The following is a 21,767-nucleotide window of genomic DNA, read 5'->3' on the forward strand; positions in this document are numbered from 1 at the left end:
CTACGGCCGGGCGCCCGGCCGTGAGCCGGCCACCTCGTCGTAGTACGACTCGGCCGAGGGGCCGAGGACCTCGTGGGCCTCGAGGAACATGTCGTGCGCCTCGTGCCCCACCCAGCCCGCCGGGAGGAGCTCGGTCGGCAGATCCGGGTCGCGGAAGGGGAACTTGCGGTAGTCGTACGTCAGCCGCATGCGCTCCACCAGCGCCTCCTCGGGGCTCAGCGCCCCGGCCCGGTACGACGGCATCCGCACGCGGTACGTGCGCAGCAGCTCCCGGTAGTCCTCGTTGAGCGCGGCAAGATCCCAGCTGCGGGCCGCCATCTCGCGGTCGACCGGCAGCCCGCCGGACTGGCAGCGCAGCGTGTCCAGGCGTACGGCCGGCTCGTCCGCGAACCTCTCCCGGACCTGCTGCAGCCGGTCGTGCGGACAGACGTAGGTGGACGGCGCGAGCGGGCCGAAGCCCAGCCACGCAAGCTCCTTGCGGATGTGGTCGCGCACGGCGCGCTCGGACTCGGGGACCGAGTAGATGACCATGTACCAGTGCCGGTCCCAGTCGGACGGTGCCCGGTCGAAGATCCGTGAACGACCCTCGTCGAGGAGCTGGAGGCTGCGCTTGTTGAGCGCGTAGAGCGTCTCCCGGCCCTCACGCCGGACGTCGAACCAGCCCTCCTTGCGCAGGCGTGCCAGCACCACCCGCACCGTGCTCTCGCCGACACCGAAGCAGCCCATCAGTGTGCTGAGGGTGCGCAGCCGGGCGGCGCCGCCGCGGTAGCGGACGTAGTCGCCGAACAGGTCGAAGACGATCGATCGTGGCTTCACGGAACCGACTATGTCACACGGACGGCCGTCGTGAGGATGACCGATCGAGCCGAGGAAAACTCTGAGATGCGGGGATTTCAGCGCTTCGAGGTGAACGCGAAAGCGCAACAAATTATTGACGCCCGTGTATCCATTGACACAGGATGCTTTCGGGCCTGAGTCTGGGCCTGTACTCGAGGTGGAGGCAGGAGCCATGGTTTCTCGGATCGCTTGCGTGGGAGGCGGCCCCGGCGGGCTGTTCTTCGCGGCGCTGGTCAAGCAGGCCGATCCGTCGGTCGAGGTGACGGTCTTCGAGCGCAACCGCGCCGAGGACACCTTCGGCTTCGGCGTGGTGTTCTCGGACGCCACGCTGGCCGCGATCCACGCGGCGGACCCCGTCCTGCGCACGGCTCTCGCCGAGTACGGCCGGCACTGGGACGACATCGAGGTACGGCTGAAGGGGCAGCGGATCCGCTGCGGCGGCAACGGCATGGCCGCCATCACCCGCAAGACCCTGCTCCAACTGCTGCACCGGCGTGCCGAGGAGGTCGGGGTCGAACTCCGCTTCAATTACGAGGTCCCCGCGGACCCGGCCGAACTCGCCGGATACGACCTGATCGTGGCCGCCGACGGGGCGAACTCCCGCTTGCGCGACCGGCTCGCCGACGTGCTGGTGCCGGAGGTGGAGGTCGCGACCGCGAAGTTCATCTGGTTCGGCACGGACTATCTCTTCGACGGCCTGACCTTCGTACACGAGCACGGCCCGCACGGCACCTTCGCCGTCCACGGCTACCCCATCAGCGACCGCGTCAGCACCTTCATCGTGGAGACCGACGAGGAGTCCTGGCGCAGGGCGGGACTCGACCAGTTCGACACCGCTCAGCCGCCCGGCCCGAGCGACGGGAAGAGCAAGGCGTACCTGGAGAAGCTCTTCGCCGAACAGATCGACGGCCGCGAACTGCTGGTCAACAACTCCCGCTGGGGCAACTTCCGCACCCGGCGCACCCACCGCTGGCACAGCGGCAACGTCGTCCTGCTCGGCGACGCCGCCCACACGGCGCACTTCTCCGTCGGCTCCGGAACGAAGATGGCCATGGAGGACGCGGTCGCCCTCGCCGACAGTGTCCTCGGCCACCGCGACGACCTGCCGAGCGCCCTGGAGGCCTACGAGGCGGCCCGCCGTCCCTCGGTGGAGAAGATCCAGAACTCCGCCCGGCCGAGCCTTTCCTGGTGGGAGCACTTCGGGCGCTACCACGACGCGTTCGAGCCGACGCAGTTCGCCTTCCACTTCATCTCCCGCAGCATCGGCAAGGAACGGATCGCGCGCCGCGATCCCGGCTTCGTCGACCAGGTCGTACGCGACTGGCGGGCCGCGCACGACGGTCACGCACCCCTGGACACGCCACTGAGGCTGGGCGAGCGGGAGTTCACCGGGCGGAGCCTGACCGGCGCCGACCTCGCGGCACTGCGCACCGAGGCGGACCTGTGGCTCACCGCACCCGACATCGAGGATGAACTCCCGCAGATCTACGACCAGTTGGCCGACGCCCTGACCGGTGACACGCCCCCGGAACTGGTCGCCGTACAGGGCGGAACCCCGCTCACCCGGTCGCTCCTCGCCGAACAGGCCCGGCTGGTGCACGGTGTTCCCGCGCTGATCGTGGAGGACGGGCTGGACGAGGACCGGGCCGAGACGCTGCTGCTGTCCGGGCGCGCCGACCTGGTGGGACGGGAGCAGGCATGAGCACGAACCTGACCCCGCTGTTCGCGCCCGAGGGCGTGGTGGTGATCGGCGCCTCGCGGCAGAGCGGAAAGCTGGGCGCCGCCATGGCCCGCTCACTGGGTCCCTTCCCCGGCGCCCGGGCCCTGGTCAACGCCCGGCGTCCGGAGCCCGGCGAGGGCGTGTACGCCTCCGTCGCCGAAGCCGCCGCACACACCGGCGCACCCCTCGACCTGGCCGTCCTGTGCGTCCCCGCGGCCGGCTGCGCGGACGCGCTGGCCGAGGCGGCCGCCGCCGGCTGCCGTGCCGCGCTGGTCTGCGCCGGCGGCTTCGGCGAGGCCGGTGCCGAGGGCGTGGCGTATGCGGAGGCGCTGTACCGCGTCGCCCGGGAGACCGGGGTGCGGCTGCTCGGACCCAACACCTCCGGGTTCTTCGCCCCCCACCTGGGCCTGACGGCCAGCTTCGTGCCGGCGGCCGGGCAGCTTCCGGCCGGGGAGATCGCGGTGGTCGCGGCCAGCGGCGGCGTCAACCACGCCCTTGCCTTCGACCTGGTCGCCGCCGGAAACGGGATCAGCCTCGGCGTCGGCATCGGGGCCGGCCTCGACGTCACCGCCGCGGACGTCCTGGAGCACCTCGCGGGCGACGGCCGTACGACGGCCGTGGCGCTGCACCTGGAGACGGTTCCCGACGGGCCGCGGCTGGTGGAGGCCGTACGGCTGGTCTCCGCCGTGAAACCGGTCGTGGCCCTGGTCGTCGGCCGTACGGACGTCGGGGACTTCGCCCGGTCGCACACCGGAGCGCTCGCCACCTCCTGGCGCACGACACGGGCCGCGCTACGGCAGGCCGCAGCCGTGGTGGTGGACGACGAACGCGAACTGGTGGACGCCCTCACGGCCCTCTCCCGCATCCAGCTGTGCCCCGACCCTGATCCGGGGCTCGGTCTCGTCACTGCTCAGGCCGGACCCGGGCTGCTGATCGCCGACCGGGCGGGCGCCGACGGCATCCGGATGCCGGAGCTGGCCGACACCACCCAAGGTGCCCTGCGTGAACTGCTGCCCCCGCTCACCTACCAGCGCAACCCGGTCGACACCGGCCGGCCCGCCGAGACCTTCGCCCGCGTCCTCGCCGCCACGGCCGCGGATCCCGAGGTGGACCTGCTGGCCGTCTACGCCCTCACCGAGCCCGACAGCGTCGACCTCGCCTCGGCCGCGCAGGACGCCGGGCTCGGCGCGGACTCCCCGGCCGTGGTGATCGTCGGAGGTCTGCCCGAGGACGTCGCCGAACAGCGGGCGCGGCTGCACAAGGCCGGGATTCCGGCACTGACCGGACCGGCGTCCGCCACCAATGCCGTACGAGCCCTGGTGACACATGCCCGGCAGCGGGCCGTGCCCACCCAGGCAGCCGGGCAGGGGCCGGCCGTCTCGGTGCCGTCCGGGCCGCTGGACGAGGACGCCGCAAAAACCTTCCTCACGGAACTGGGCATCCGCACCCCCGAACGTGTCGCCTGCGCCAACCGCGCCGACGCCCACCACGCCCTGCACCTGCTGGGCGGGCCCGTCGCCGTCAAGGTGCTCGATGCCGCGATCCTGCACAAGACGGAGATCGGCGGAGTCCACCTGGGCGTACGCACCCCCGGCGAACTCGACGCGGCGCTCGACGCCATCGGACCCGACCGCCGCTACCTGGTCGAGGCCATGGCGCCGCCCGGCATCGACCTGGTGCTCGGCGTGCGCCGCGACCCCGTCTTCGGGCCGGTCGTCCTCGCCGGGCTGGGCGGCACGGCCGCCGAAGCACTCGCCGACGTCGCGATCCGGCTCGCCCCGCTCTCCGTCGCCGAGGCCGCCGGAATGCCCGACGACCTGGCCGCCCGCGCCCTGCTCCACGGCTGGCGCGGCGGGCCGCAGCTCGACCGCGCCGAGTTCGGACGGGCCGTGTCCGCGCTGGCCGCCGCCCTCGCCGCGAGCCCCCACACCGCCGAGATCGAGATCAACCCGCTGCGTCTCACCGCCGACGGACTGATCGCCCTGGACGCCGTGATCGTCCCCACCGCTGCACCCGCACAGGACCGCTGAGGATCGCGAAGGAGAACGACCATGCCCAGGCCGAGCAGCAAAGGCGCTGTGCCCTGGCCCGAGGAGTACGCCAGGCGCTACGCCGACAAGGGCTACTGGGAGGGCCACACGATCGGCGACCGGCTCCACACCGTCGCCGACGCCACTCCCGACGCCGTCGCGCTCGTCGACGGCGACCGGCGGCTGACGTACCGTCAACTCGCCGAGCGGGCCGACGCGATGGCGCTGCGACTGGCCGCACTCGGGCTCCGCCCGGACGACCGGCTGGTGGTGCAGCTCCCCAACACCGCCGAGTTCGTGATCCTCACCTACGCCTGTCTGCGTCTCGGTGTCATCCCGGTGATGGCGCTGCCCGGACACCGCCGACACGAGGTCGGCCATCTGGTCGAGCACAGTGAGGCCGTCGCCGTGGCCGTCCCCGATGTCCTCAAGGGCCACGACCACCGGGCGATGGCGTTCGAGATCGCGGCGGACTCGCCGACGCTCCGGCACGTCCTCGTCCTCGGCGACAAGGCCGGCGACGATGCCGTGGACCTGCGGGAGCTATGCACCACACCCGCTACGGCCGGGGACCGGGCCGCCGTCGACGCCTACCGGCCCCACAGCCGCTCGATCGCCGTGTTCCTGCTCTCCGGCGGCACCACCGGACTGCCCAAACTCATCGCCCGCACCCACGACGACTACGTCTACAACGCCCGACGCAGCGCCGAAGTCTGCGCGTTCGGCTCCGACACCGTCTACTTCGCCGCCCTCCCGCTCGGCCACAACTTCCCCCTCGCCTGCCCGGGCCTGCTCGGCACCCTGCTGAACGGCGGCCGCGTGGTCCTCGGCTCGCCCAACCCGGAGAAGGCGTTCCCGCTCGTCGTGCGCGAGGGCGCCACCGCGACCGCCCTGGTCCCGGCCATCGCCCAGCGCTGGCTGGACCACCACCAGGAACACCCCGGCAGCGACCTGAGCTCCCTGCGGGTCCTGCAGGTCGGCGGTTCCCGGCTCGCCGACCACGTCGCCCGCCGGGTGCGTCCCGAACTGGGCTGCACTCTCCAGCAGGTGTTCGGCATGGCGGAGGGCCTCCTCAACTACACCCGCCTGGACGACCCGGAAGACATCATCTGCACGACCCAGGGACGCCCCATGTGCGAAGACGACGAACTCCTCGTCGTCGACGAACTCGGAAACCCCCTCCCCGACGGGACCCCGGGAGTGCTGCTCACCCGCGGCCCGTACACCCCGCGCGGCTACTACCGCGCCCCGGAGCAGAACGCGCGCGCCTTCACCGACGACGGCTGGTACCGCACCGGCGACATCGTGCGGCTGCGGCCCGACGGCAACCTCGTCGTCGAGGGCCGCGACAAGGACATGATCATCCGGGGCGGGGAGAACATCTCCGCGGAGGAGATCGAGAACTTCGCCTACCAGACGCCCGGTGTGGCCCGCGCCGCCGCCGTGGCGATGCCCGACGCCCGGCTCGGCGAGCGCGTCTGCCTCTACGTCGTCCCGGAGCCGGGCCACACGGTGACCCTCGACGACATCCACCACGTCATGGAGCACGCGGGCGTCGCCCGCTTCAAGTTCCCGGACCGGCTGGTGACCGTCCCCGAACTCGCCGCCACCAAGGTCGGAAAGATCGACAAGAAGGCCCTGCGCGCCGACATCGCACACCGCCTGAACGTGGAAGGAACCCCGGATGCCCGGTGACTCCGTGGCAGCCCCTCCACCCGCACTTCCCCCTCGATACCCCCCTCGATCAAAGGAGATCGACATGAGCGAGACCTTCGTCCTGGTGACCGGCGCCTGGCACGGCGGCTGGGCGTGGCGCCCTGTGGCGAACGAGCTGAGGGCGGCCGGGCACCAGGTGCACACCCCGACCCTGGCCGGGCTGGGCGCCGACGACGACCCGCGCGGCGTGACCCTCACCGACTGTGTGAACAGCCTCGTGGAGTACGTCGAACGGGCCGGGCTGACCGACATCACCCTGGTCGGACACAGCTGGGGCGGATACGTCCTGACCGGCGCCGCGCCCGAACTCGCCGCCCGGATACGGCGGCTGGTGTTCTGGAGCGCGTTCGTGCCGCAGGACGGCGAGTCGCTGATCGATGCATGCCCGCCGCACTACGGCGAGATGTTCCACGCCCTGGCAGCCGCCTCCGGCAACGACACCGTGACGCTGCCCCTGGAGGTCTGGCAGCAGGCGTTCATGCAGGACGCCGGTGAGGAGACCCAGCGGACCGTGCACTCCCTGCTCGTGCCGCAGCCCCTGGGCACCTTCACCGAGAAACCGGACACGACGGCGTTCACCGCCCTCGACATCCCCACCGCCTACATCCTCTCCACCGAGGACCTCTCCCTTCCCGGCGACTGGGCATGGGCCGGCCGCTTCCCGCAGCGCCTCAAGAACCCGCTGGTCATAGAGGCGCCCGGCAGCCACGAAGGGTGCTTCACCCGCCCCGCCGAACTGGCCGACGCGTTCGTCCGTGCCTGCGCCGCGTAACACGGCCCCTGCGGCCCGCAAAGGCGTCCGACCGCCCGGCACCCGCCGGTCGGAACCTTGAGGCCGGGTGTCCCGCCGCAGCCTGTCGTCGTTGCCGGCGCCGGCTCCGGGCGGCCTCCTGGACACCGTCCCCGCCCGCCGGACAGACCGAGCACGACCCGCAGCGGTACTGGCCGTACGCTCCCGCACTGCCGGACACCGCCGAGTCCGCCCGAACGCCCGGCGATGCAAGGCCAGTTCAGGCCACCTGCTGCGGCCTCACCGGGGTCGGCTCGGGTCTCTTCGCCGTGAATCCGTCTCCCGGCACATGGCCGCGCAGCCGCCGCCACAGCCAGGGCCCGACATGGTCCACGGCCCAGCGCACATCGGCCCCCACGGCACGCAGCACCGGGACCGGGGACCGCGGAGGCAGAGGCTCGGCCCAGTCGTCGTGGCCCGGCAGTCCGAACGTGTGGGCCATACCGGCGGCGATCCGGGCGTGTCCGGTCGGACTCGCATGCAGCCGGTCGTCGCTCCACAGCCGCGGGTCGGCCGTGAACGGATGCGGGAAGACGTCGAGGACGGCGACCCCGTGCCGTGCCGCGAGGACCCGAAGCCGGGCGTTGAGGTCGAGGATGCGGGGCCGTACGCGGCGGGCGACCGGTGACACCTTGCCCAGGTCCGGGAAGGTCATGGTGGCGACGCGTGCGCCCGACGCGGTCAGCCGGGCGAACGTCTCCTCGATGTTCGCGGCGACCGCCTCGGGGTCGTAGCGCGGCCGTACGACATCGTTCATGCCCGCCGTCACCGTCACCAGGTCAGGCTGCAGCGCGAGCGCCGGACCGAGTTGATCGGCCCTGATCTGCGTGCTGGTCTTTCCGCGGACGGCGAGATTGGCGTACGTGAGACCCGGTTGGGTCTGCGCGAGGATCTCGGCGAACCGGTCGGCCCAGCCGCGGGGCCCGCCCGCCGGACCCGGATCGCCGACGCCCTCCGTCAGACTGTCGCCGATCGCGACGTAGCGCAGATACGGGTGGGAGGCGGTCATGCCGCGTGAGTCTATCTTCGGTTCACCCGGAGTTCAGCATGATCTAGCGCGGAACCCCGGGCGTTCACGTGCGGGAGGAGGCGCTTCTCAAGATAGCGGTGACCCGCACGGGTGCACGGGTCCGTACTGGTGGCCTCAGCCGGGACGCTTCTGGTTCTCGATGTACTCCTTGATGATCGCCGGCGGTGCGCCGCCGCAGGACGCGGCGAAGTAGGACGGGGGACCAGAAGTGGTCGCCCCACAGGTACTTGCGGATGTGTCCGGGGAACTCCTGGCGGAGCCTGCGGGCTGAGACGCCCTTGAGGGAGCCGACCAGCCGGGAGATGGCGACCTTGGGCGGGTAGTGCACGAGCAGGTGGACGTGATCGCGCTCGCCGTTGAACTCCACCAGCTCGGTTTCGAAGTCGGCGCACACGGCCCGCATGATCTCTTCGCAGCGCGTAAGGATCTCGTCGGTGAACGGGCCGCGCCGATACTTGGGCGTGGAGACCAAGTGAGCATGGAGGGTATAGACGACCGTTCGACCCCTAGGGATGTTGGGGTTTGGCTCCCAGCGTGGTGACATAGACCGATCGCAGTACGATGCCCGGCATGAAGATCGTGACGCAGGTGAAGCTGATGCCGGAGGCCGACCAGGCCGCCGCGCTGTTGGCGACCCTGCGCACAGTCAACGACCTGGCGTGCTGGGTCTCCGAGGTGGCGTTCGCCCATGGTGTGCCGCGTGAGTACGAGCTGCGCAAGCACACGTACCCGCGCCTCAAGGCCGAAGGGCTCGGGGCGCAGCCGGCGCAACACGTGATCAAGAAGGTGCGCGACGCGTACACGACGCTGCACGCCAACATCCGCGCCGGAAACCTCGGCAAGCCGAAGTCGAAGCGCCGGCACAGACCGTGTCCATCTGGACAACTGCCGGACGCCTCAAGAACGTCCGCTTCGTCTGCTCCGCCGACGGGCTCAAGACACTGCGCGAGTACCGCAAGGGCGAGGCAGACCTGATCAAGCGTGACGGGGTCTTCTACCTGATCGCCACCTGCGAGGTCCCCGAGGCCGAGACGTACGAGCCGGACGACTTCATCGGCGTGGACCTCGGCATCGTCAACATCGCCACCACGTCCACCGGCTACCAGGCCGCCGGGCGCGGTCTGGGCCGCTACCGCAAGCGTCAGCTTGCCCTGCGGGCCAAGCTCCAAAAGAAGCGCACAAAGTCCGCCAAGCGCCGGTTGAAGGAGCGCTCGCGCCGCGAACAGCGGCACGTCAAGAACACCAACCACATCATCGCCAAGACGATCGTGACCGAGGCTGAACGCACCTCGGCCGGGATCTCCCTGGAAGAACTCAAGGGAATCCGGCAGAGGGTACGGCTTCGCAAGCCCCAACGGGTCGCACTGCACTCCTGGGCCTTTGCCCAGCTCGCAGCCTTCATCGTCTACAAGGCCAAGCGGGCAGGCGTGCCCCTGGTCTTCGTTGATCCCGCGTACACGTCGCAGACGTGCGCCGAGTGCGGCCACGTCGACCAGCGCAACCGTGTCGACCAGGGGCCTTTCATCTGCCGGGGCTGCGGGGTCGTTGCCCACGCCGACCGGAATGCTTCCCACAACATCGCCACCCGTGGCGAGAGCGTGTGGAACGCGGGGCGTGAGTCACGCGTCCCTGCCACCCCATAGGGGTGTCTGGACGGAGGAGCCAACCCAGCAGCCAGTTGGGCGCTACCTCCAAGCCCGGTCCTTTAGGGCCGGGTCAAGTTGACACCCGCACGGTCGACCCGCGTTCCCGCATCCGCGGCGCACACAGCACCCGCTTCCGGCGCACCCGCTTGCCCTCGATCGCCGCAACCGTCAGCCGTGCCGCCTCGGCCGCGATCTCGCTCAGCCCCCAGTCCACCGTGGTCAGCGGCGGGGTGAGCACCCGCGACACCGGATGGTCGTCGAAGCCGACCACGGAGACGTCCCGGCCCACCTCCAGGGAGTCCTCTGCCGCGGCCGCATACACCCCGTACGCCAGCGAGTCCGAGAAGCAGAACACAGCCGTGGGTGAGTGCGCACTCTGCAGCACGCGCCGCGCCACGGCCGTCGCCTCGCCCAACTCCTGCGGACAGGGCACCAGTTCGGCCCGCAGCCCGAGTCGATCGGCCGCCTCGCCCACATATACGTCGGCTGGCCGGTCCGGTGTGCTGGGCCGGGTCGGGGTCAGGACGGTGACCCGGCGGTGGCCCAGTTCGTGCAGATACTCCAGTACGGCGTCGATGCCGGCCCGGTTGTCGAAGATGACCTGGCCGGCGGTGCGGGCCCGGCTCAGCGAGTCGCCGACGGCCACCACCGGCAGTGCGTCCGCGATATCGGCCCAGCCCTGTGCCGAGGGATCCACGGGAGACACCAGCAGTGCGTCGACCCGCTGGTCGCGCAGTTGCTTGGCAAGCACCAGCTCGCGGTCGGGGTCCCCGCCCGCGTCCAGGATCAGCGCGTAATGGTCGCCGGCGAGGAGTTCCCGGCCGATGGCGGCCATCAACTGCTGCTGCCACAGGTCCTGGAGGTCGCCCGCGAGGACGCCGACCATGCTGGTGCGACCGCTGGCCAGGGCGCGTGCGATGGGATCGGCCTCGTAGCCGAGCTCGGCCGCGGCCCTGCGCACCCGTTCCTCGGTCTCCTTGGAGACGTGTTTGCCGCGCAGGGCGTAGGAGACGGCTGCGGTGGAGAGGCCCGTGGCCTCGGCCACCTCCCGGAGGGTGGTGCGCTTGTTGGGCCTGGCCATGCCGGGAAGCCTACCGGGGCGCCCCCGTATTGTGGCCACACCGCCCCGCCCGCGGCCCGGAGACCGTTGACACAGCTCCTTGTTAAGCGGTTAAGTTAACCGCATCAGTGAAACGCTTAACACCGCACTGCTCAGCGAGGACCGCCGCGTGCCCACCGACGTCCACCAGCACATCTGGCCGCCCGCCCTGATCGAGCTGCTGCGCTCCCGCACGACCCCTCCGTACCTCGACGGCTGGACCCTGCACCTGGCCGGCGAACCGCCCTACGCAGCCGACCCGGCCGACCACGACATCGCGGCCCGCACCCGCCTCGCGGCCGCCGACGGTCTCGACCTGGCCCTGGTGTCCCTTTCCAGCCCCCTCGGCATCGAACTTCTGCCGCCTGCCGAGGCCGCCCCCCTGCTGACGGCGTTCCACGACGGCGCCCTCTCCCTCCCGGACCCCTTCGCCGTCTGGGCCTCCCCGTGCCTGACGGCCCCGGACGCCGAGGCGGTGGAACGCGAACTGCGCCGCGGCTGCGTCGGCCTCCAACTCCCCGCCACCGCCCTCCTCGACGCGGCGGGCTGGGCACACTGCGCACCCCTCCTCGACGTCCTCACCCGCCACGACAAGCCCCTCTTCGTCCACCCCGGCGCTGCCCCGCCCGCCGACGGCACCCCGCCGTGGTGGCCGGCCCTGGTCCCGTACGTGCAGCAGCTGCACGCCTCCTGGTTCGCCTTCCGCGCCTTCGGCCGCGTCCGCCACCCGGCCCTGCGCGTCTGCTTCGCCGCCCTCGCGGGCCTCGCGCCCCTGCACGGGGAACGGCTCGCCGCGCGCGGCGGCGGACGCGCCGAGATCGACTTCGACGTGTTCTACGAGACCTCCTCCTACGGCACCCGGGCCGTCGACGCACTCGTCCGCGCCGTCGGCATCGACGTGGTCGTCAGCGGCAGCGACCGCCCCTACGCACTGCCCGTCGTCCCCGACCTCGGCGCGGACGCCGCCGTCCACGCCCTGCGCACCGCCAACCCCGCCCGCCTGCTGCACGGCCGCATCTGAACCACCGCGCCCCGTGCCGGACGCACCCTGAAAGGAGCCACACCCATGACGTACGAGTCCCTGCCCGAGCGGACCCTCGACAAGCGCGAACTCCAGGCACTCGTGACGGACCTCGCCTCCCGCCCGGACCTCTGGCGGGCCCACGTGGCCTTTTCCGACCACGAGCGGCACTACGCATCCCTGTACCGCGACGCCTACGTCGACGTCTGGCTGTTGTGCTGGACCCGGCAGAACGACACCGGCTGGCACGACCACGACCTCTCCGCCGGCGCCGTGAGCGTCGTACAGGGCGCGCTCGAGGAGTCCACCCCGCGCATCGGCGGCCGCCATCTGCGCGTCACCGTCGACGCCGGCACATCCTTCTGCTTCGGCCCCGAGCACATCCACCGGCTCACCGGCGCCACCGACGACGCCGTCTCGATCCACGCCTACTCCCCGCCGCTGTGGCGCCTGGGCCAGTACGACATCTCCGCGGACGGCCTGATGCGCCGCATCTCCGTCTCGTACGCGGACGAGCTGCGCCCCCTGGACACTCCGGCCGCCTGAGGGGGGCGCGCAAGTCCGGTCTGAGAAAGGCGAGTTCGTGCTTGCGGAGGAGCGCTCGCGACGCGCCGCGGGACCTGCGAAGGGCCCCGTTCCGCAGGGCTCACCCAATTGGCCGCGCTCGGAGCGAAATTGGCCGCAGGGGTGTGCAAGGTGGCTGCATGAACACAACGCAGGGGAACAACCCCACTCGCCCCAGCAGCGCCAACAAGATTGCTTTCCGACTTCCGCGAATATTCGCGGTGAGTGCCGTGCTGGGCATAGCCTGCGCGGCCGGGGCGGCGACCGCCGCCTCCGCCGCTGCCGCGACCCCCGCCGTGCAGCTCACCGCAAAGACGACCGCTGCCGAGCGGATCTCGGCCCAGGGCCACGGTGAGGAAAGAGGTCACCGTGGCCGTGGTCATGGTGGTGGCCATGACGATGACGGCGACGACTGCAGCGGTCTGATCGTCCTCCTCTGCAACTGATCACCGGCGGCAGGACCGCCACCACCCACAGGGCGGGGGAAGAGGGACAAGTCCCTCTTCCCCCGCCCTGCCAGGCTCGCGTGCCCTTTGAAGGGGCGCGGGGCTGAGCCGACATGCGGCTCCGCCGCGCGGGCGTGATCAGCCACGACGATGCCGCGGACAAACGACGGCACGTCGCCGCACACCCAGCGGAGCGCATAGTGTCGTCGCCATGACCGAAGACTCCCTGCGCTCCGTCACCGTCGAGCGAACCAGCACCGGACACTTCGTCGCGACGAACGCCCGCGGCGGCACGATCAGCTTCGGGACCGGTTCCGAACCGCACAGGGAGGACGAATTCACCCCGGTCGAGCTGCTGCTCGCCGCGCTCGGCGGCTGCACCGCGGTCGACGTCGACATCGCCACCAGCCGCCACGCGGAGCCGACCAGGTTCTCCGTCGCGGTGACCGGCAACAAGATCAATGACGAGCTCGGCAACCGGATGACCGGTCTCCAGGTCACCTTCTCCGTCGCTTTCCCGGACGGCGACGGCGCGGACCGGGCCAGGGCGATTCTTCCCCGGGCCGTCAGGACCTCCCACGACCGGCTCTGCACGGTCAGCCGCACGGTCGAGACCGGCACGCCCGTCACCGTCACGGTCGAGGAGGCCTGACCATGCCTCAGGTACCTGCGATGACGTGACCGGAAGGGCTCAGACCCCGGTGACCTTCTTGATCCAGGCTCGGTGCGAGGCGACGCTGCTGTACTCGTTCGGTCCGAACAGGACGCCGACCTGCTTGCCCTTGTAGAAGGCGGGACCGCCGGAGTCGCCCGGCTCGGTGTCACCGCTGAGCTTCTTGGTCCAGATCGCCCGGCCGATGATGGGGTCGTGCTCGACGCCGGTGACACGGACGGTGGCCTCGCGAAGGTTCTTCGGGTGCTTGCCGAACGAGCCGTAACCGTAGATGTTCACGACGGCCCCCTTGCGCGGGTCGGTGTCCGTGAGCTTGATGTGCGGCGCCTTGACCGGCTCGGCCAGCCGGAACAGCGCGACGTCGTCGACGCCGTCCGTTTCCAGGTGCCGGATCTTCGTCACGTCGACCTTGGTGCCGTGTCCGATCCGGACGGACCCGACCCGCACCGACATCTTCCCCGGTTCGTCGTCGTAGCAGTGATAGGCGGTGAGCACCCACCGGTTGGTGAGCATCGTGCCGGTGCAGGCGAATCGCCCGTTGTTTGTAGACCTGTACGGCCCAGGCCGCGGAAGATACGGCCTTGCCGCCGCTGATCGCATGGGCGGAACCGACGGGTATGGCCAGTGCGGCGGCGAGCCCGGCACCGGCGGCCATGGCGATTCGTTGGTTGTGGTGCATGAATGGGGCGCTCCTCGCTGATTGACCGGACAGAAGACGACGGCCGGGGTGAGGCGTCACTGTGATCAGCGAGGCGTTGTCTCCGACCTGGATCAACCATCGCGGGGAGGCGGGGGCGGGGGCTTCGGCCACATGGCCGGTGATGGGACGGGGAAAGGGCCGTATCCCGGCGAACGGTCGGCCATTCGGCCGAGGGAGAGCAGGCCGGTCGGGCGGCCCCGGGGCCAAGGCAGTGAGGCCGGGCGTCCTCCGGCCGGAACTTGGTCCGTGCCTGAGGACGCCCGCCCCCGGAACTCCGGTGTACGGGTCAGATCCGCCCGGTGGGGCGGCCGGTCACGCGGTGAGTTCCTTGGTGATGCGGTCGAGCATGAAGGCCGAGGAGTCCTTGGCGCGTTCCTCCCAGGCGAAGACGCAGGCCGTGGCGACGCCGTCGAAGTCCAGTTCGCGCAGGGTGCCGAAGAAGGCGTCCCAGTCGACCTCGCCCTGGCCGATGTCGAGATGCTGGTGGATACGGGCCTGGGTGCCGGGCGGATTGAGGATGTAGCGCAGGCCGCTGGAGCCCTTGTGGTTGAAGGAGTCCGCGATGTGCACATGCTGCAGCTTGTCCCCGGCGTAGCGCATCATCGCCGCGATGTCCGCCGTCGGGTCCGCCCCGGAGAGGTGGAAGGAGTGCGGTGCGCAGTAGAGGTAGTTCACCCACGGTTTGTTGATGGCGCGGACCAGGTCGACCGCCGGGGTGTTCTCCTCGCAGAAGTCGTCCGGGTGGGCCTCCAGGTTGAGGGCGATGCCCTCACGCTCGAACAGCGGCAGCAACTCTTCCAGCGAGCGCCAGAAGGCGGCCTCACTCTCGGCGGCACGCTCGGGGCGCCCGTTGAACTCCGAGTTCATCAGCGGACATTCGAGCTCGGCCGTGATCTCGATCATCCGCTTCCAGTAGCGGACCGCGGCCTGCCGCTCTGTCTCGTCCGGTGACGACCACTTGTACAGCGGCAGTACGGAGGAAAGCTGCACACCGTGCGTGCGCAGCGAGTTCTTCAGGGCGGCGATGCGTTCGTCGTCGGCCCGCGGGTGCAGGAAGAACGGCATGAAGTCGTCACGCGGCGACAACTCGATGTACTCGTAGCCGAGTCCGGCGACCGTGCGCACCATGTCGTCGATCGGCAGGGAACGGAACATGTACGGGTCGAGGGCGATCTTCACGCGGCACCTCCGTAGAAGACAGGGCGGGGCTTGAGGTCCGTGGCGACGATGCGGCCCGACTCCAGGGCCTCGACGGTCGCGCTGGTGATGACGGTCGCGGCGTAGCCGTCCCAGGCCGAGGGGCCGGTGGGCTCCTCGCCGGCGGCGATACCGGCGACCCACTCGCGGAACTCGGTGTCGAAGGCGTCCCGGAAGCGGCCCACCCAGTCCGTGAGCCCCTCGGTGCTGTGCTGGGCGGCGGTGCGCACACCGACCGCGGCGGGGTCGGGCAGCCGTACGAGACCCTCCTCGCCCACCGCCTCGCACTGGATGTCGTAGCCGTACTGGCAGTTGACGAAGACCTCGAGATCGATGCGGACCCCCTTGGCGGTCTCGAACAGCATGATCTGCGGGTCCTTGAGGTGCTCGAACCGCTTGCTGGTGGCGCGCGGGGTGATCACCTGGGTGGAGACGATCTCGTCGTCGAGCAGCCAGCGCAGCACGTCCACCTCGTGCACCGCCGTGTCCAGGGCGGCCATGCCGGAGGTGTAGGACTGCGGGACGGTGGGGTTGCGGTGGGCGCAGTGCACGATCAGTGGCTCGCCGATCCGGCCGGCGTCGATGACCTGCTTCATCTGCCGGTAGCCGAGGTCGTAGCGGCGCATGAAGCCGACCTGCACCAGGCGGCGGCCGTGGGCGGACTCCGCTTCTATGATCTTCAGGCAGTCCTCGGCGGTGGTGGCGAGGGGCTTTTCGCAGAACACCGGCTTTCCGGCAGCGATCGCGTTCAGTACGTGCTCGGCGTGGGTCGGGCCCCAGGACGTCACGAGGACGGCGTCCACGTCGTCCGCAGCGACCACGGTCGCACCGTCGGGCAGCACCCGGGCGCCGACCGGGGCCGCCGCCTCAGCAGCACGGACGGAGTCGATGTCGGTGACCGCGGTGACCCGCGCGCCGGTGACGGTGTGGCTGAGGCGCCGGATGTGCTCCTTGCCGATCCAGCCGGCGCCGATGACGCCTACGCGCACAGTCATGGGAGGTGGTCCTTTCTGCGGTCCCCGGGCCGCCGTCGGCCCGGGGACGGAGGGGGGTTCAGGAGAAGCGCGCCCGGAGTTCGGCTTCGAGCGTCTCGAGCGTGCGGCCCTTGGTCTCGGGGACGTAGAGCTTCACGAAGGTGAAGGAGAAGATCCCCGCCACCATCCGCCGCTTCCCGCACCGTGCCCAACTCCAGCTCCTGCGGCCGGATGCCCAGGTCGGGAGCCTTCGGCTGCCGGTAGAAGTACGGCGGGAAGTCGTCCGGCGGGAAGATCTCGCAGAACGTCACCGGCGTCGGCGCGATGTCCGACGTACCGACGAACCGGGGGTCGACGCCGTAGCCCTCCAAGGTGGTGTGCAGGGAGTTGCCGAACGGGTCCCGGCCGGTCTTGGTGATCACGGCCGCGGAGCGCCCGTAGCGAGGGGCCGCCACGGCGACGTTCGTCGGGCTGCCGCCCAGGTACTTGCCGAACGATGTGACCTCCGCCAGGCCCAGCCCCCGTCTGGAGCGGAGACACATCCACTCCCGCCCGGCCCATGGTCGGCACTTCGAACGGCATAACGCCGGTTTCCCTTCGCTCCGGAGGCTCCGGGGAGCTGTCATGGAAGACTTCCTGGCGCGCTCTACTAGCGCGCTCTAGTCCGAGTACGATGACCCCTGTCCAAATGTCATGTCAATAGCTTGTTGCCGGGAGATTTCTCGACCGCCCGATAAGGTGGGCGACGTCGGAGGGTGGGTTCACAGGTGGATGCATCGGGCAAGCAGCGGCCCACGATGGCAGACGTCGCCGAGCAGGCGGGCGTCTCCCGGGCGCTCGTCTCGATCGTGTTCCGCAACCAGCCGGGGGCGAGCGAGGAGACCCGGCAACGGGTGCTGCGGGTCGCGGACGAGATCGGCTACCGCCCCGACAGCGCGGCCCGGCTGCTGGCGCGCGGGCGCAGTCGCACGATCGGTGTGATGTTCACCGTGCACCAGACCTTCCACACGGACCTCATCGAGGGCATCTACCCGGAGGCGGAACGGCTCGGCTACGACGTCCTGCTCTCCGCGTCCGCCCAGGCGCGCAGCGAGGCCAAGGCCGTCGAGGCGCTGCTCGGCCACCGCTGCGAGGCGCTGATCCTGCTCGGCCCCGACGCGGAGCCCGCCTACCTCGACGAGCTCGGGCAGCGCGCGGTCACCGTCTCGGTCAGCCGCAGGGTGCCGCGCGCCCGCGTGGACTTCGTGCACAGCGCCGAGGGCAAGGGTGTGCGGCAGGCGATGGACCACCTCGTCGGACTGGGCCACCGCCGGATCGTGCACATCGACGGCGGTCGTGGCCCGGGCTCCGCCGACCGCCGGCGCGCCTATCGGGCGGCGATGCGCCGCCATGGCCTGGAGTCCGAACTGCGGGTGATTCCCGGTGAGCACACCGAGCAGTCCGGCATCGAGACCGGACGGCTGCTGGTGGCGGAGCGTGGCCAGGGGCTGCCCGTGCCGACGGCCGTCCTCGCGGGCAACGACCGTTGCGCATGGGGCCTGTTGATGGCCCTGACCCGGGCCGGCATCGAGGTCCCCCGCGATGTGTCCGTCGTCGGGTACGACGACAGTCATCTCTCCCATCTGATGCCGATCGGGTTGACCACCGTGCGCCAGGACGCGCGGCTCATGGCGGAGCACGCCGTACGGTTCGCCGTGGAACGGCTGGAGAAGCCGGAGCTGGAACCGCGGGAGGCCGTCCTGGACCCCAAGCTGGTGGTCCGGGGCACCAGCGGACCGGCCCCGGAACCGCCGGCCTGAGAGAGGCGTTGGGGTCGTCCCAGGGGAGGGATCGGCGGTCGCAATGACGGCCGACGGGCCTCGGCGCCGCTGTGGTGATGCCGGTGGCGGGCGCAGGGTGGGCCGGAACTCCAGGGAAGCGGCCATGGTTGCGACCGCTCGGCGTGAGCTGCTTGAGCGCGTGATCGGCGCGCTCAAGCAGCTCACAGCTTGAATTATCAAACACATTCGTCCAGACTCTCGTTTGAGACTTCAAACGCTTCACGGCGAAGCTCCCGCTCCCGCCGTCCCCCTCCCTGGAGTTGCCATGTCTGTTGCATCTGACGCAGTCGCCGTCCGCCGTGGGCCGCTTGTTGTGGTGGGAGGTGTGCTCGCCGCGATAGTGGTGGCCTCCGCGGCGGACGCGGTGCTCGCTCTCCTCGCCCTGGCCGCGGGCGCACCCGACGACTTCAAGCCGTTGAAGGCGTCCTCGTACATATTCCTGACGGCGGTCGGCGTGGTGGCCGGCGCCGTCGGCTGGGCCATTGTGCGCAAGGTGTCGAAGGCTCCCGAGGCGCTGGTGCGGTGGTTGGTGCCGACTCTCGTCGTGATTTCCTTCGTTCCCGACTTCCTGCTCTTCGGTGCCGGGGGCGCGACCGGCGTCGGTGCGCTGCTCCTGATGCATGTCGTGGTCGCGGCGGCCGCGGTGTTCACCTACCGCAAGGTCATGCCCCTTTCGTAGGGACGGGCCGGAAGCCGTCGAGAGGGCAGGACCCATGGGTCCTGCCCTCCTGGGACGACGCTCACATCCGGCGCAGGGCGTCCGAGATCGGCATCATGCCGCCGTGGGAGGTGAGGCCGCCGTCCACCGGGATCTCGGCTCCGGTGATGAAGGCGGAGTCGTCCGAGAGGAGGAACGTGACGAGCGGGGTGATGTCGTCCACCGTGCCGGTGCGGCCGAGCGGGGTCAGACAGAGGTTCGCCTCCCGGAAGGCCGGCGCCGCGGAGGCGGTCATGTCCGTCTCGATGAAGCCGGGGTGGATGGTGTTCACGCGGATGCCGCGGATCCCCAGTTCCATGGCGGCGGTCTTCGACAGGCCGCGCAGCGCCCACTTGCTGGCCGTGTACGCGACCGGGTAGTGGGCGGTGAGCGCCGCAGACGAGCCGACGTTCACGATCGACGCCCCCGCGCGCATCAGCGGCACCAGGTGCTGGATGCCGAGCAGCGGCCCGGTGACGTTGACGGCGTGGACGCGGGCCATGTCCTCGGGGCGCACCTCGTCGATGCGGGCGCGCCACGTGACGCCCGCGTTGTTGACCAGGCCGTGCACCTGCCCGTACGACTCGCGCAGTTCGGCGGCGAGTTGGGCCCAGTCCTGCTCGCTGGTGACGTCGAGGCGGCGGCAGCCGGGCTCCTCTGTCACATCGGTGGCGATCACCCGGGCGCCCTCGCGGGTGAGTGCCTCGGCCTCCGCGGCGCCTTGGCCGCCCGCCGCGCCGGTCACCACGACGACCTTGCCGAGCAGCCGCATCGGACGGGGTCCGCTCACGGCCGCTCCCGCGAGCGGCGCCGGCCGGCCGGGACGGGCAGTGGATCGGAGCCGTGCACCACGGTGTTGGAGACGCTGCCGATGCCCTCGACGGTGAGCGTGACCGTGTCGCCGGGCTTCAGTGGCGCCGGGTCCTGCCGGCCTCGTACGCCCCACAGCTCGGCGAGGCAGCCGCCGTTGCCGCAGGTGCCCGAGCCGAGGACGTCTCCGGGGCGCACCCAGGTCCCGCGGGAGGCGTAGGCGACCATCTCCTCGAACGTCCAGCTCATGTTGGACAGCAGGTCCTTGCCGACCACCTCACCGTTCACCGCGGCGGAGAGACCCAGCCGCAGGAACCCGTCGTCGTCGCGGTACTCGTCCAGTTCGTCGGCGGTGACCAGGTACGGGCCCAGGGTGGTGGCGGTGTCCTTGCCCTTGCACGGGCCGAGACCCACTCGCATCTCGGCGGACTGCAGGTCGCGGGCGGACCAGTCGTTGAGGACGGTGTAGCCGACGATGTGCTCACGGGCCTGCTCGGGGGTGAGGTCGCGGCCCTCCTTGCCGATCACGGCGGCGACCTCGAGCTCGAAGTCCAGCACGCTCGACCCCGGCGGCATGGGGATGTCGTCGCCCGGGCCGTACACCGCGTACGGGTTGGTGAAGTAGAACGTGGGGGCCGCGTACCACTGCTCGGGCACGCCCGCGCTGCCGTCCACGGACCGCCGTATGCCTTCGACGTGCTCCTCGAAGGTGACGAAGTCCCGTACGGTGGGCGGCTGGAGCGGTGGCAGCAGCCGTACGTCCGAGACGTGGGGGCCGGCCGGCATGTCCGTCATCGCGGAGCCCGCGTCGAGCAGTTCGGGCAGACCGCCGCCCTCGGCGAGCAGTCCGGTCAGTGAGGTGACGCCGGGCAGGGGGTGGAGCGTGCCGTCCTCCTCGACGACGGCCACTTGGCGGCGGTTGCGGTACTCGTACGTGGCGAAACGCATGGGCGGTGTCCTGTCGGAGGGGAGGGCGGGCGCGAGGGCCGGGGGCGCGGCGGGGAGTCAGGGCGTGACAGGGCTGCCGCGCCCCCGGCGACCGGGGGAGGGCCGTCAGACCGGCGGGGCGACGAAGACGCCGCGGTCGACGTCGTTGAAGGACTCCTTGGCGATCAGTTCGTTCATCGGGTTCGCGGTGCCCCACTGGTCGGTGACCTCGGGCCGGGAGAAGTCGTAGACGTGCGGGTGCCAGGTGTCCTCGTCCAGGACCTCCAGCTCCGTCGTGTACTCGACCGTGTTGCCGTGCGGGTCGAGGAAGTAGGTGAAGGTGTTGTCGCCGGCCATGTGACGGCCCGGGCCCCAGATCTTCCTGACGCCGGCCCGCATCACGCGCCCGGAGCCGCGCATGTACTCGTCCAGACCGCGCATCTCGAAGGAGACGTGGTGCAGGGCGGTGTGCGGGCCCTGCGCGATGGCCATCGAGTGGTGCTGGTTGGAGATCCGCATGAAGTGCATGACCTCGCCCATGTGCGGCGAGCTGAGCGTGTCGGAGAGACGGAAGCCCATGTGGCGCTCGTACCACTCCCGGGTGCGGTTCAGATCCGGGGAGTTGAGGACGACGTGCGACAGCTTGACCGGGATGGACTCCTTCTCCTCGATCCTGCGGTGCTGCCGTACCCGGACGTCGGCCAAGACCTCGATGGTGCGGCCGTCGACGTCGAAGAAGCGGAAGCCGTAGCCACCACCGGGGGTGTCCACCTTGCCCGGCTGTGAGATCAACTGCACACCGCTGGCGAGGAGTTGCTCGGCAAAGGTGTCGACGTCGGCCGCGCTCCCTGCACCGTAGGAGACCAGGTCGAGGCGCTTCTCCTCGGCCTTGCGCAGCCGGATGACGTACTGCTCGGGGCTGCCCTCGGCGGCCAGGAAGGAGATGCCGGAGTCCTCGGCGACCTTGGTCAGGCCCCACACGCCGGCGTAGAAGTCGAGCTGCTTGTCGTAGTCGGGCACGGCGAGGTCGACGTGCCGCAGATGGGTGAGCAGGCGGTTGCTCATGGAGG

The 21,767-nt window shown here is 70.6% G+C and carries 19 protein-coding genes and 3 pseudogenes; 11 read left to right on the top strand and 11 right to left on the bottom strand.

Annotated features, from left to right (window positions below; translation table 11 throughout):
* Positions 1-816: a PaaX family transcriptional regulator C-terminal domain-containing protein gene (locus tag EDD92_RS45980; protein ID WP_123969832.1), complete on the bottom strand. Its 816-nt coding sequence runs from the start codon at positions 814-816 to the stop codon at positions 1-3.
* A gap of 193 nt (positions 817-1,009) precedes the next feature.
* Between EDD92_RS45980 and EDD92_RS45985 the strand changes: the two genes are divergently transcribed.
* From EDD92_RS45985 to EDD92_RS46000, 4 genes are all read left to right on the top strand, one after another.
* Complete coding sequence (locus EDD92_RS45985; protein ID WP_123969833.1) at positions 1,010-2,539, top strand: FAD-dependent monooxygenase; 1,530 nt, start codon at positions 1,010-1,012, stop codon at positions 2,537-2,539.
* Positions 2,536-4,587 carry an acetate--CoA ligase family protein gene (locus EDD92_RS45990; protein WP_123969834.1) on the top strand — a complete coding sequence of 684 codons (2,052 nt, stop codon included), beginning with the start codon at positions 2,536-2,538 and terminating at the stop codon, positions 4,585-4,587. The genes EDD92_RS45985 and EDD92_RS45990 overlap by 4 nt, the downstream gene beginning before the upstream one ends.
* Before the next feature lie 21 nt (positions 4,588-4,608).
* Complete coding sequence (locus EDD92_RS45995; RefSeq protein ID WP_123969835.1) at positions 4,609-6,282, top strand: (2,3-dihydroxybenzoyl)adenylate synthase; 1,674 nt, start codon at positions 4,609-4,611, stop codon at positions 6,280-6,282.
* Between the two features lie 64 nt (positions 6,283-6,346).
* The gene (locus EDD92_RS46000) at positions 6,347-7,075 is read left to right on the top strand and encodes an alpha/beta fold hydrolase (protein WP_123969836.1); all 729 of its coding nucleotides are present in this window, start codon (positions 6,347-6,349) and stop codon (positions 7,073-7,075) included.
* Positions 7,076-7,313: 238 nt separating this feature from the next.
* Here EDD92_RS46000 and EDD92_RS46005 read toward each other — a convergent pair whose 3' ends face one another.
* Both EDD92_RS46005 and tnpA read right to left on the bottom strand, forming a co-directional pair.
* Positions 7,314-8,102: an SGNH/GDSL hydrolase family protein gene (locus EDD92_RS46005; protein ID WP_123969837.1), complete on the bottom strand. Its 789-nt coding sequence runs from the start codon at positions 8,100-8,102 to the stop codon at positions 7,314-7,316.
* A 135-nt stretch (positions 8,103-8,237) separates the two neighbouring features.
* Positions 8,238-8,667, bottom strand: a pseudogene (gene tnpA, locus EDD92_RS46010) (IS200/IS605 family transposase).
* A 26-nt stretch (positions 8,668-8,693) separates the two neighbouring features.
* Here tnpA and EDD92_RS46015 point away from each other — a divergent pair.
* Positions 8,694-9,766 (top strand): annotated as a pseudogene (locus tag EDD92_RS46015) (RNA-guided endonuclease InsQ/TnpB family protein).
* 73 nt (positions 9,767-9,839) lie between these two features.
* Here EDD92_RS46015 and EDD92_RS46020 read toward each other — a convergent pair.
* The gene (locus EDD92_RS46020; protein ID WP_123969838.1) at positions 9,840-10,850 is read right to left on the bottom strand and encodes a LacI family DNA-binding transcriptional regulator; all 1,011 of its coding nucleotides are present in this window, start codon (positions 10,848-10,850) and stop codon (positions 9,840-9,842) included.
* A gap of 148 nt (positions 10,851-10,998) precedes the next feature.
* On the opposite strand from EDD92_RS46020, the gene EDD92_RS46025 reads away from it, so the two are divergent.
* The 4 genes from EDD92_RS46025 (at position 10,999) to EDD92_RS46040 (ending at position 13,551) form a co-directional block, all read left to right on the top strand.
* Entirely contained in the window at positions 10,999-11,889 is an 891-nt protein-coding gene (locus tag EDD92_RS46025) for an amidohydrolase family protein (RefSeq protein ID WP_123969839.1), read from the top strand.
* Positions 11,890-11,934: 45 nt separating this feature from the next.
* Positions 11,935-12,435 (top strand): cysteine dioxygenase family protein, encoded by a 501-nt coding sequence (locus EDD92_RS46030; RefSeq protein WP_123969840.1) that lies wholly within the window; start codon positions 11,935-11,937, stop codon positions 12,433-12,435.
* A gap of 158 nt (positions 12,436-12,593) precedes the next feature.
* Positions 12,594-12,899 (top strand): hypothetical protein, encoded by a 306-nt coding sequence (locus tag EDD92_RS46035; RefSeq protein WP_123969841.1) that lies wholly within the window; start codon positions 12,594-12,596, stop codon positions 12,897-12,899.
* Positions 12,900-13,110: 211 nt separating this feature from the next.
* Positions 13,111-13,551, top strand: a complete 441-nt coding sequence (locus EDD92_RS46040) for an OsmC family protein (RefSeq protein ID WP_123969842.1) — start codon at positions 13,111-13,113, stop codon at positions 13,549-13,551.
* Positions 13,552-13,590: 39 nt separating this feature from the next.
* Here EDD92_RS46040 and EDD92_RS46045 read toward each other — a convergent pair whose 3' ends face one another.
* From EDD92_RS46045 to EDD92_RS46060, 4 genes and pseudogenes are all read right to left on the bottom strand, one after another.
* Complete coding sequence (locus EDD92_RS46045; RefSeq protein ID WP_260327207.1) at positions 13,591-14,085, bottom strand: trypsin-like serine protease; 495 nt, start codon at positions 14,083-14,085, stop codon at positions 13,591-13,593.
* Between the two features lie 499 nt (positions 14,086-14,584).
* Positions 14,585-15,451, bottom strand: coding sequence for a sugar phosphate isomerase/epimerase (locus tag EDD92_RS46050; RefSeq protein ID WP_123969843.1), 867 nt, complete (start codon positions 15,449-15,451; stop codon positions 14,585-14,587).
* Positions 15,448-16,464 (bottom strand): Gfo/Idh/MocA family protein, encoded by a 1,017-nt coding sequence (locus EDD92_RS46055; protein ID WP_123969844.1) that lies wholly within the window; start codon positions 16,462-16,464, stop codon positions 15,448-15,450. Before EDD92_RS46055 ends, EDD92_RS46050 begins: the two co-directional genes overlap by 4 nt.
* A gap of 170 nt (positions 16,465-16,634) precedes the next feature.
* Positions 16,635-17,025, bottom strand: a pseudogene (locus tag EDD92_RS46060) (PfkB family carbohydrate kinase); the annotation flags it as partial.
* 215 nt (positions 17,026-17,240) lie between these two features.
* On the opposite strand from EDD92_RS46060, the gene EDD92_RS46065 reads away from it, so the two are divergent.
* Both EDD92_RS46065 and EDD92_RS46070 read left to right on the top strand, forming a co-directional pair.
* Complete coding sequence (locus tag EDD92_RS46065; protein ID WP_123969845.1) at positions 17,241-18,242, top strand: LacI family DNA-binding transcriptional regulator; 1,002 nt, start codon at positions 17,241-17,243, stop codon at positions 18,240-18,242.
* A gap of 286 nt (positions 18,243-18,528) precedes the next feature.
* The gene (locus EDD92_RS46070) at positions 18,529-18,942 is read left to right on the top strand and encodes a DUF6069 family protein (protein ID WP_123969846.1); all 414 of its coding nucleotides are present in this window, start codon (positions 18,529-18,531) and stop codon (positions 18,940-18,942) included.
* 61 nt (positions 18,943-19,003) lie between these two features.
* Here EDD92_RS46070 and EDD92_RS46075 read toward each other — a convergent pair whose 3' ends face one another.
* From EDD92_RS46075 to EDD92_RS46085, 3 genes are all read right to left on the bottom strand, one after another.
* Entirely contained in the window at positions 19,004-19,732 is a 729-nt protein-coding gene (locus EDD92_RS46075) for an SDR family NAD(P)-dependent oxidoreductase (RefSeq protein WP_123970856.1), read from the bottom strand.
* Between the two features lie 14 nt (positions 19,733-19,746).
* Positions 19,747-20,718: a fumarylacetoacetate hydrolase family protein gene (locus tag EDD92_RS46080; RefSeq protein WP_123969847.1), complete on the bottom strand. Its 972-nt coding sequence runs from the start codon at positions 20,716-20,718 to the stop codon at positions 19,747-19,749.
* Positions 20,719-20,823: 105 nt separating this feature from the next.
* Complete coding sequence (locus EDD92_RS46085) at positions 20,824-21,762, bottom strand: VOC family protein (RefSeq protein ID WP_123969848.1); 939 nt, start codon at positions 21,760-21,762, stop codon at positions 20,824-20,826.
* Positions 21,763-21,767: the final 5 nt, after the last annotated feature.

It is taken from the genome of Streptomyces sp. TLI_185, assembly GCF_003814765.1.
Lineage (GTDB): Bacteria > Actinomycetota > Actinomycetes > Streptomycetales > Streptomycetaceae > Streptomyces.

Coding starts and splice junctions, on each gene's coding strand:
- EDD92_RS46040 (WP_123969842.1), top strand. CDS start 13,111: ATGACCGAAGACTCCCTGCGCTCCGTCACCGTCGAGCGAACCAGCACC.
- EDD92_RS46045 (WP_260327207.1), bottom strand. CDS start 14,085: ATGCTCACCAACCGGTGGGTGCTCACCGCCTATCACTGCTACGACGAC.
- EDD92_RS46005 (WP_123969837.1), bottom strand. CDS start 8,102: ATGACCGCCTCCCACCCGTATCTGCGCTACGTCGCGATCGGCGACAGT.
- EDD92_RS46075 (WP_123970856.1), bottom strand. CDS start 19,732: ATGCGGCTGCTCGGCAAGGTCGTCGTGGTGACCGGCGCGGCGGGCGGC.
- EDD92_RS46085 (WP_123969848.1), bottom strand. CDS start 21,762: ATGAGCAACCGCCTGCTCACCCATCTGCGGCACGTCGACCTCGCCGTG.
- EDD92_RS45995 (WP_123969835.1), top strand. CDS start 4,609: ATGCCCAGGCCGAGCAGCAAAGGCGCTGTGCCCTGGCCCGAGGAGTAC.
- EDD92_RS46000 (WP_123969836.1), top strand. CDS start 6,347: ATGAGCGAGACCTTCGTCCTGGTGACCGGCGCCTGGCACGGCGGCTGG.
- EDD92_RS46035 (WP_123969841.1), top strand. CDS start 12,594: ATGAACACAACGCAGGGGAACAACCCCACTCGCCCCAGCAGCGCCAAC.
- EDD92_RS46065 (WP_123969845.1), top strand. CDS start 17,241: ATGGCAGACGTCGCCGAGCAGGCGGGCGTCTCCCGGGCGCTCGTCTCG.
- EDD92_RS45990 (WP_123969834.1), top strand. CDS start 2,536: ATGAGCACGAACCTGACCCCGCTGTTCGCGCCCGAGGGCGTGGTGGTG.
- EDD92_RS46055 (WP_123969844.1), bottom strand. CDS start 16,464: ATGACTGTGCGCGTAGGCGTCATCGGCGCCGGCTGGATCGGCAAGGAG.
- EDD92_RS46020 (WP_123969838.1), bottom strand. CDS start 10,850: ATGGCCAGGCCCAACAAGCGCACCACCCTCCGGGAGGTGGCCGAGGCC.
- EDD92_RS46070 (WP_123969846.1), top strand. CDS start 18,529: ATGTCTGTTGCATCTGACGCAGTCGCCGTCCGCCGTGGGCCGCTTGTT.
- EDD92_RS45985 (WP_123969833.1), top strand. CDS start 1,010: ATGGTTTCTCGGATCGCTTGCGTGGGAGGCGGCCCCGGCGGGCTGTTC.
- EDD92_RS46030 (WP_123969840.1), top strand. CDS start 11,935: ATGACGTACGAGTCCCTGCCCGAGCGGACCCTCGACAAGCGCGAACTC.
- EDD92_RS46080 (WP_123969847.1), bottom strand. CDS start 20,718: ATGCGTTTCGCCACGTACGAGTACCGCAACCGCCGCCAAGTGGCCGTC.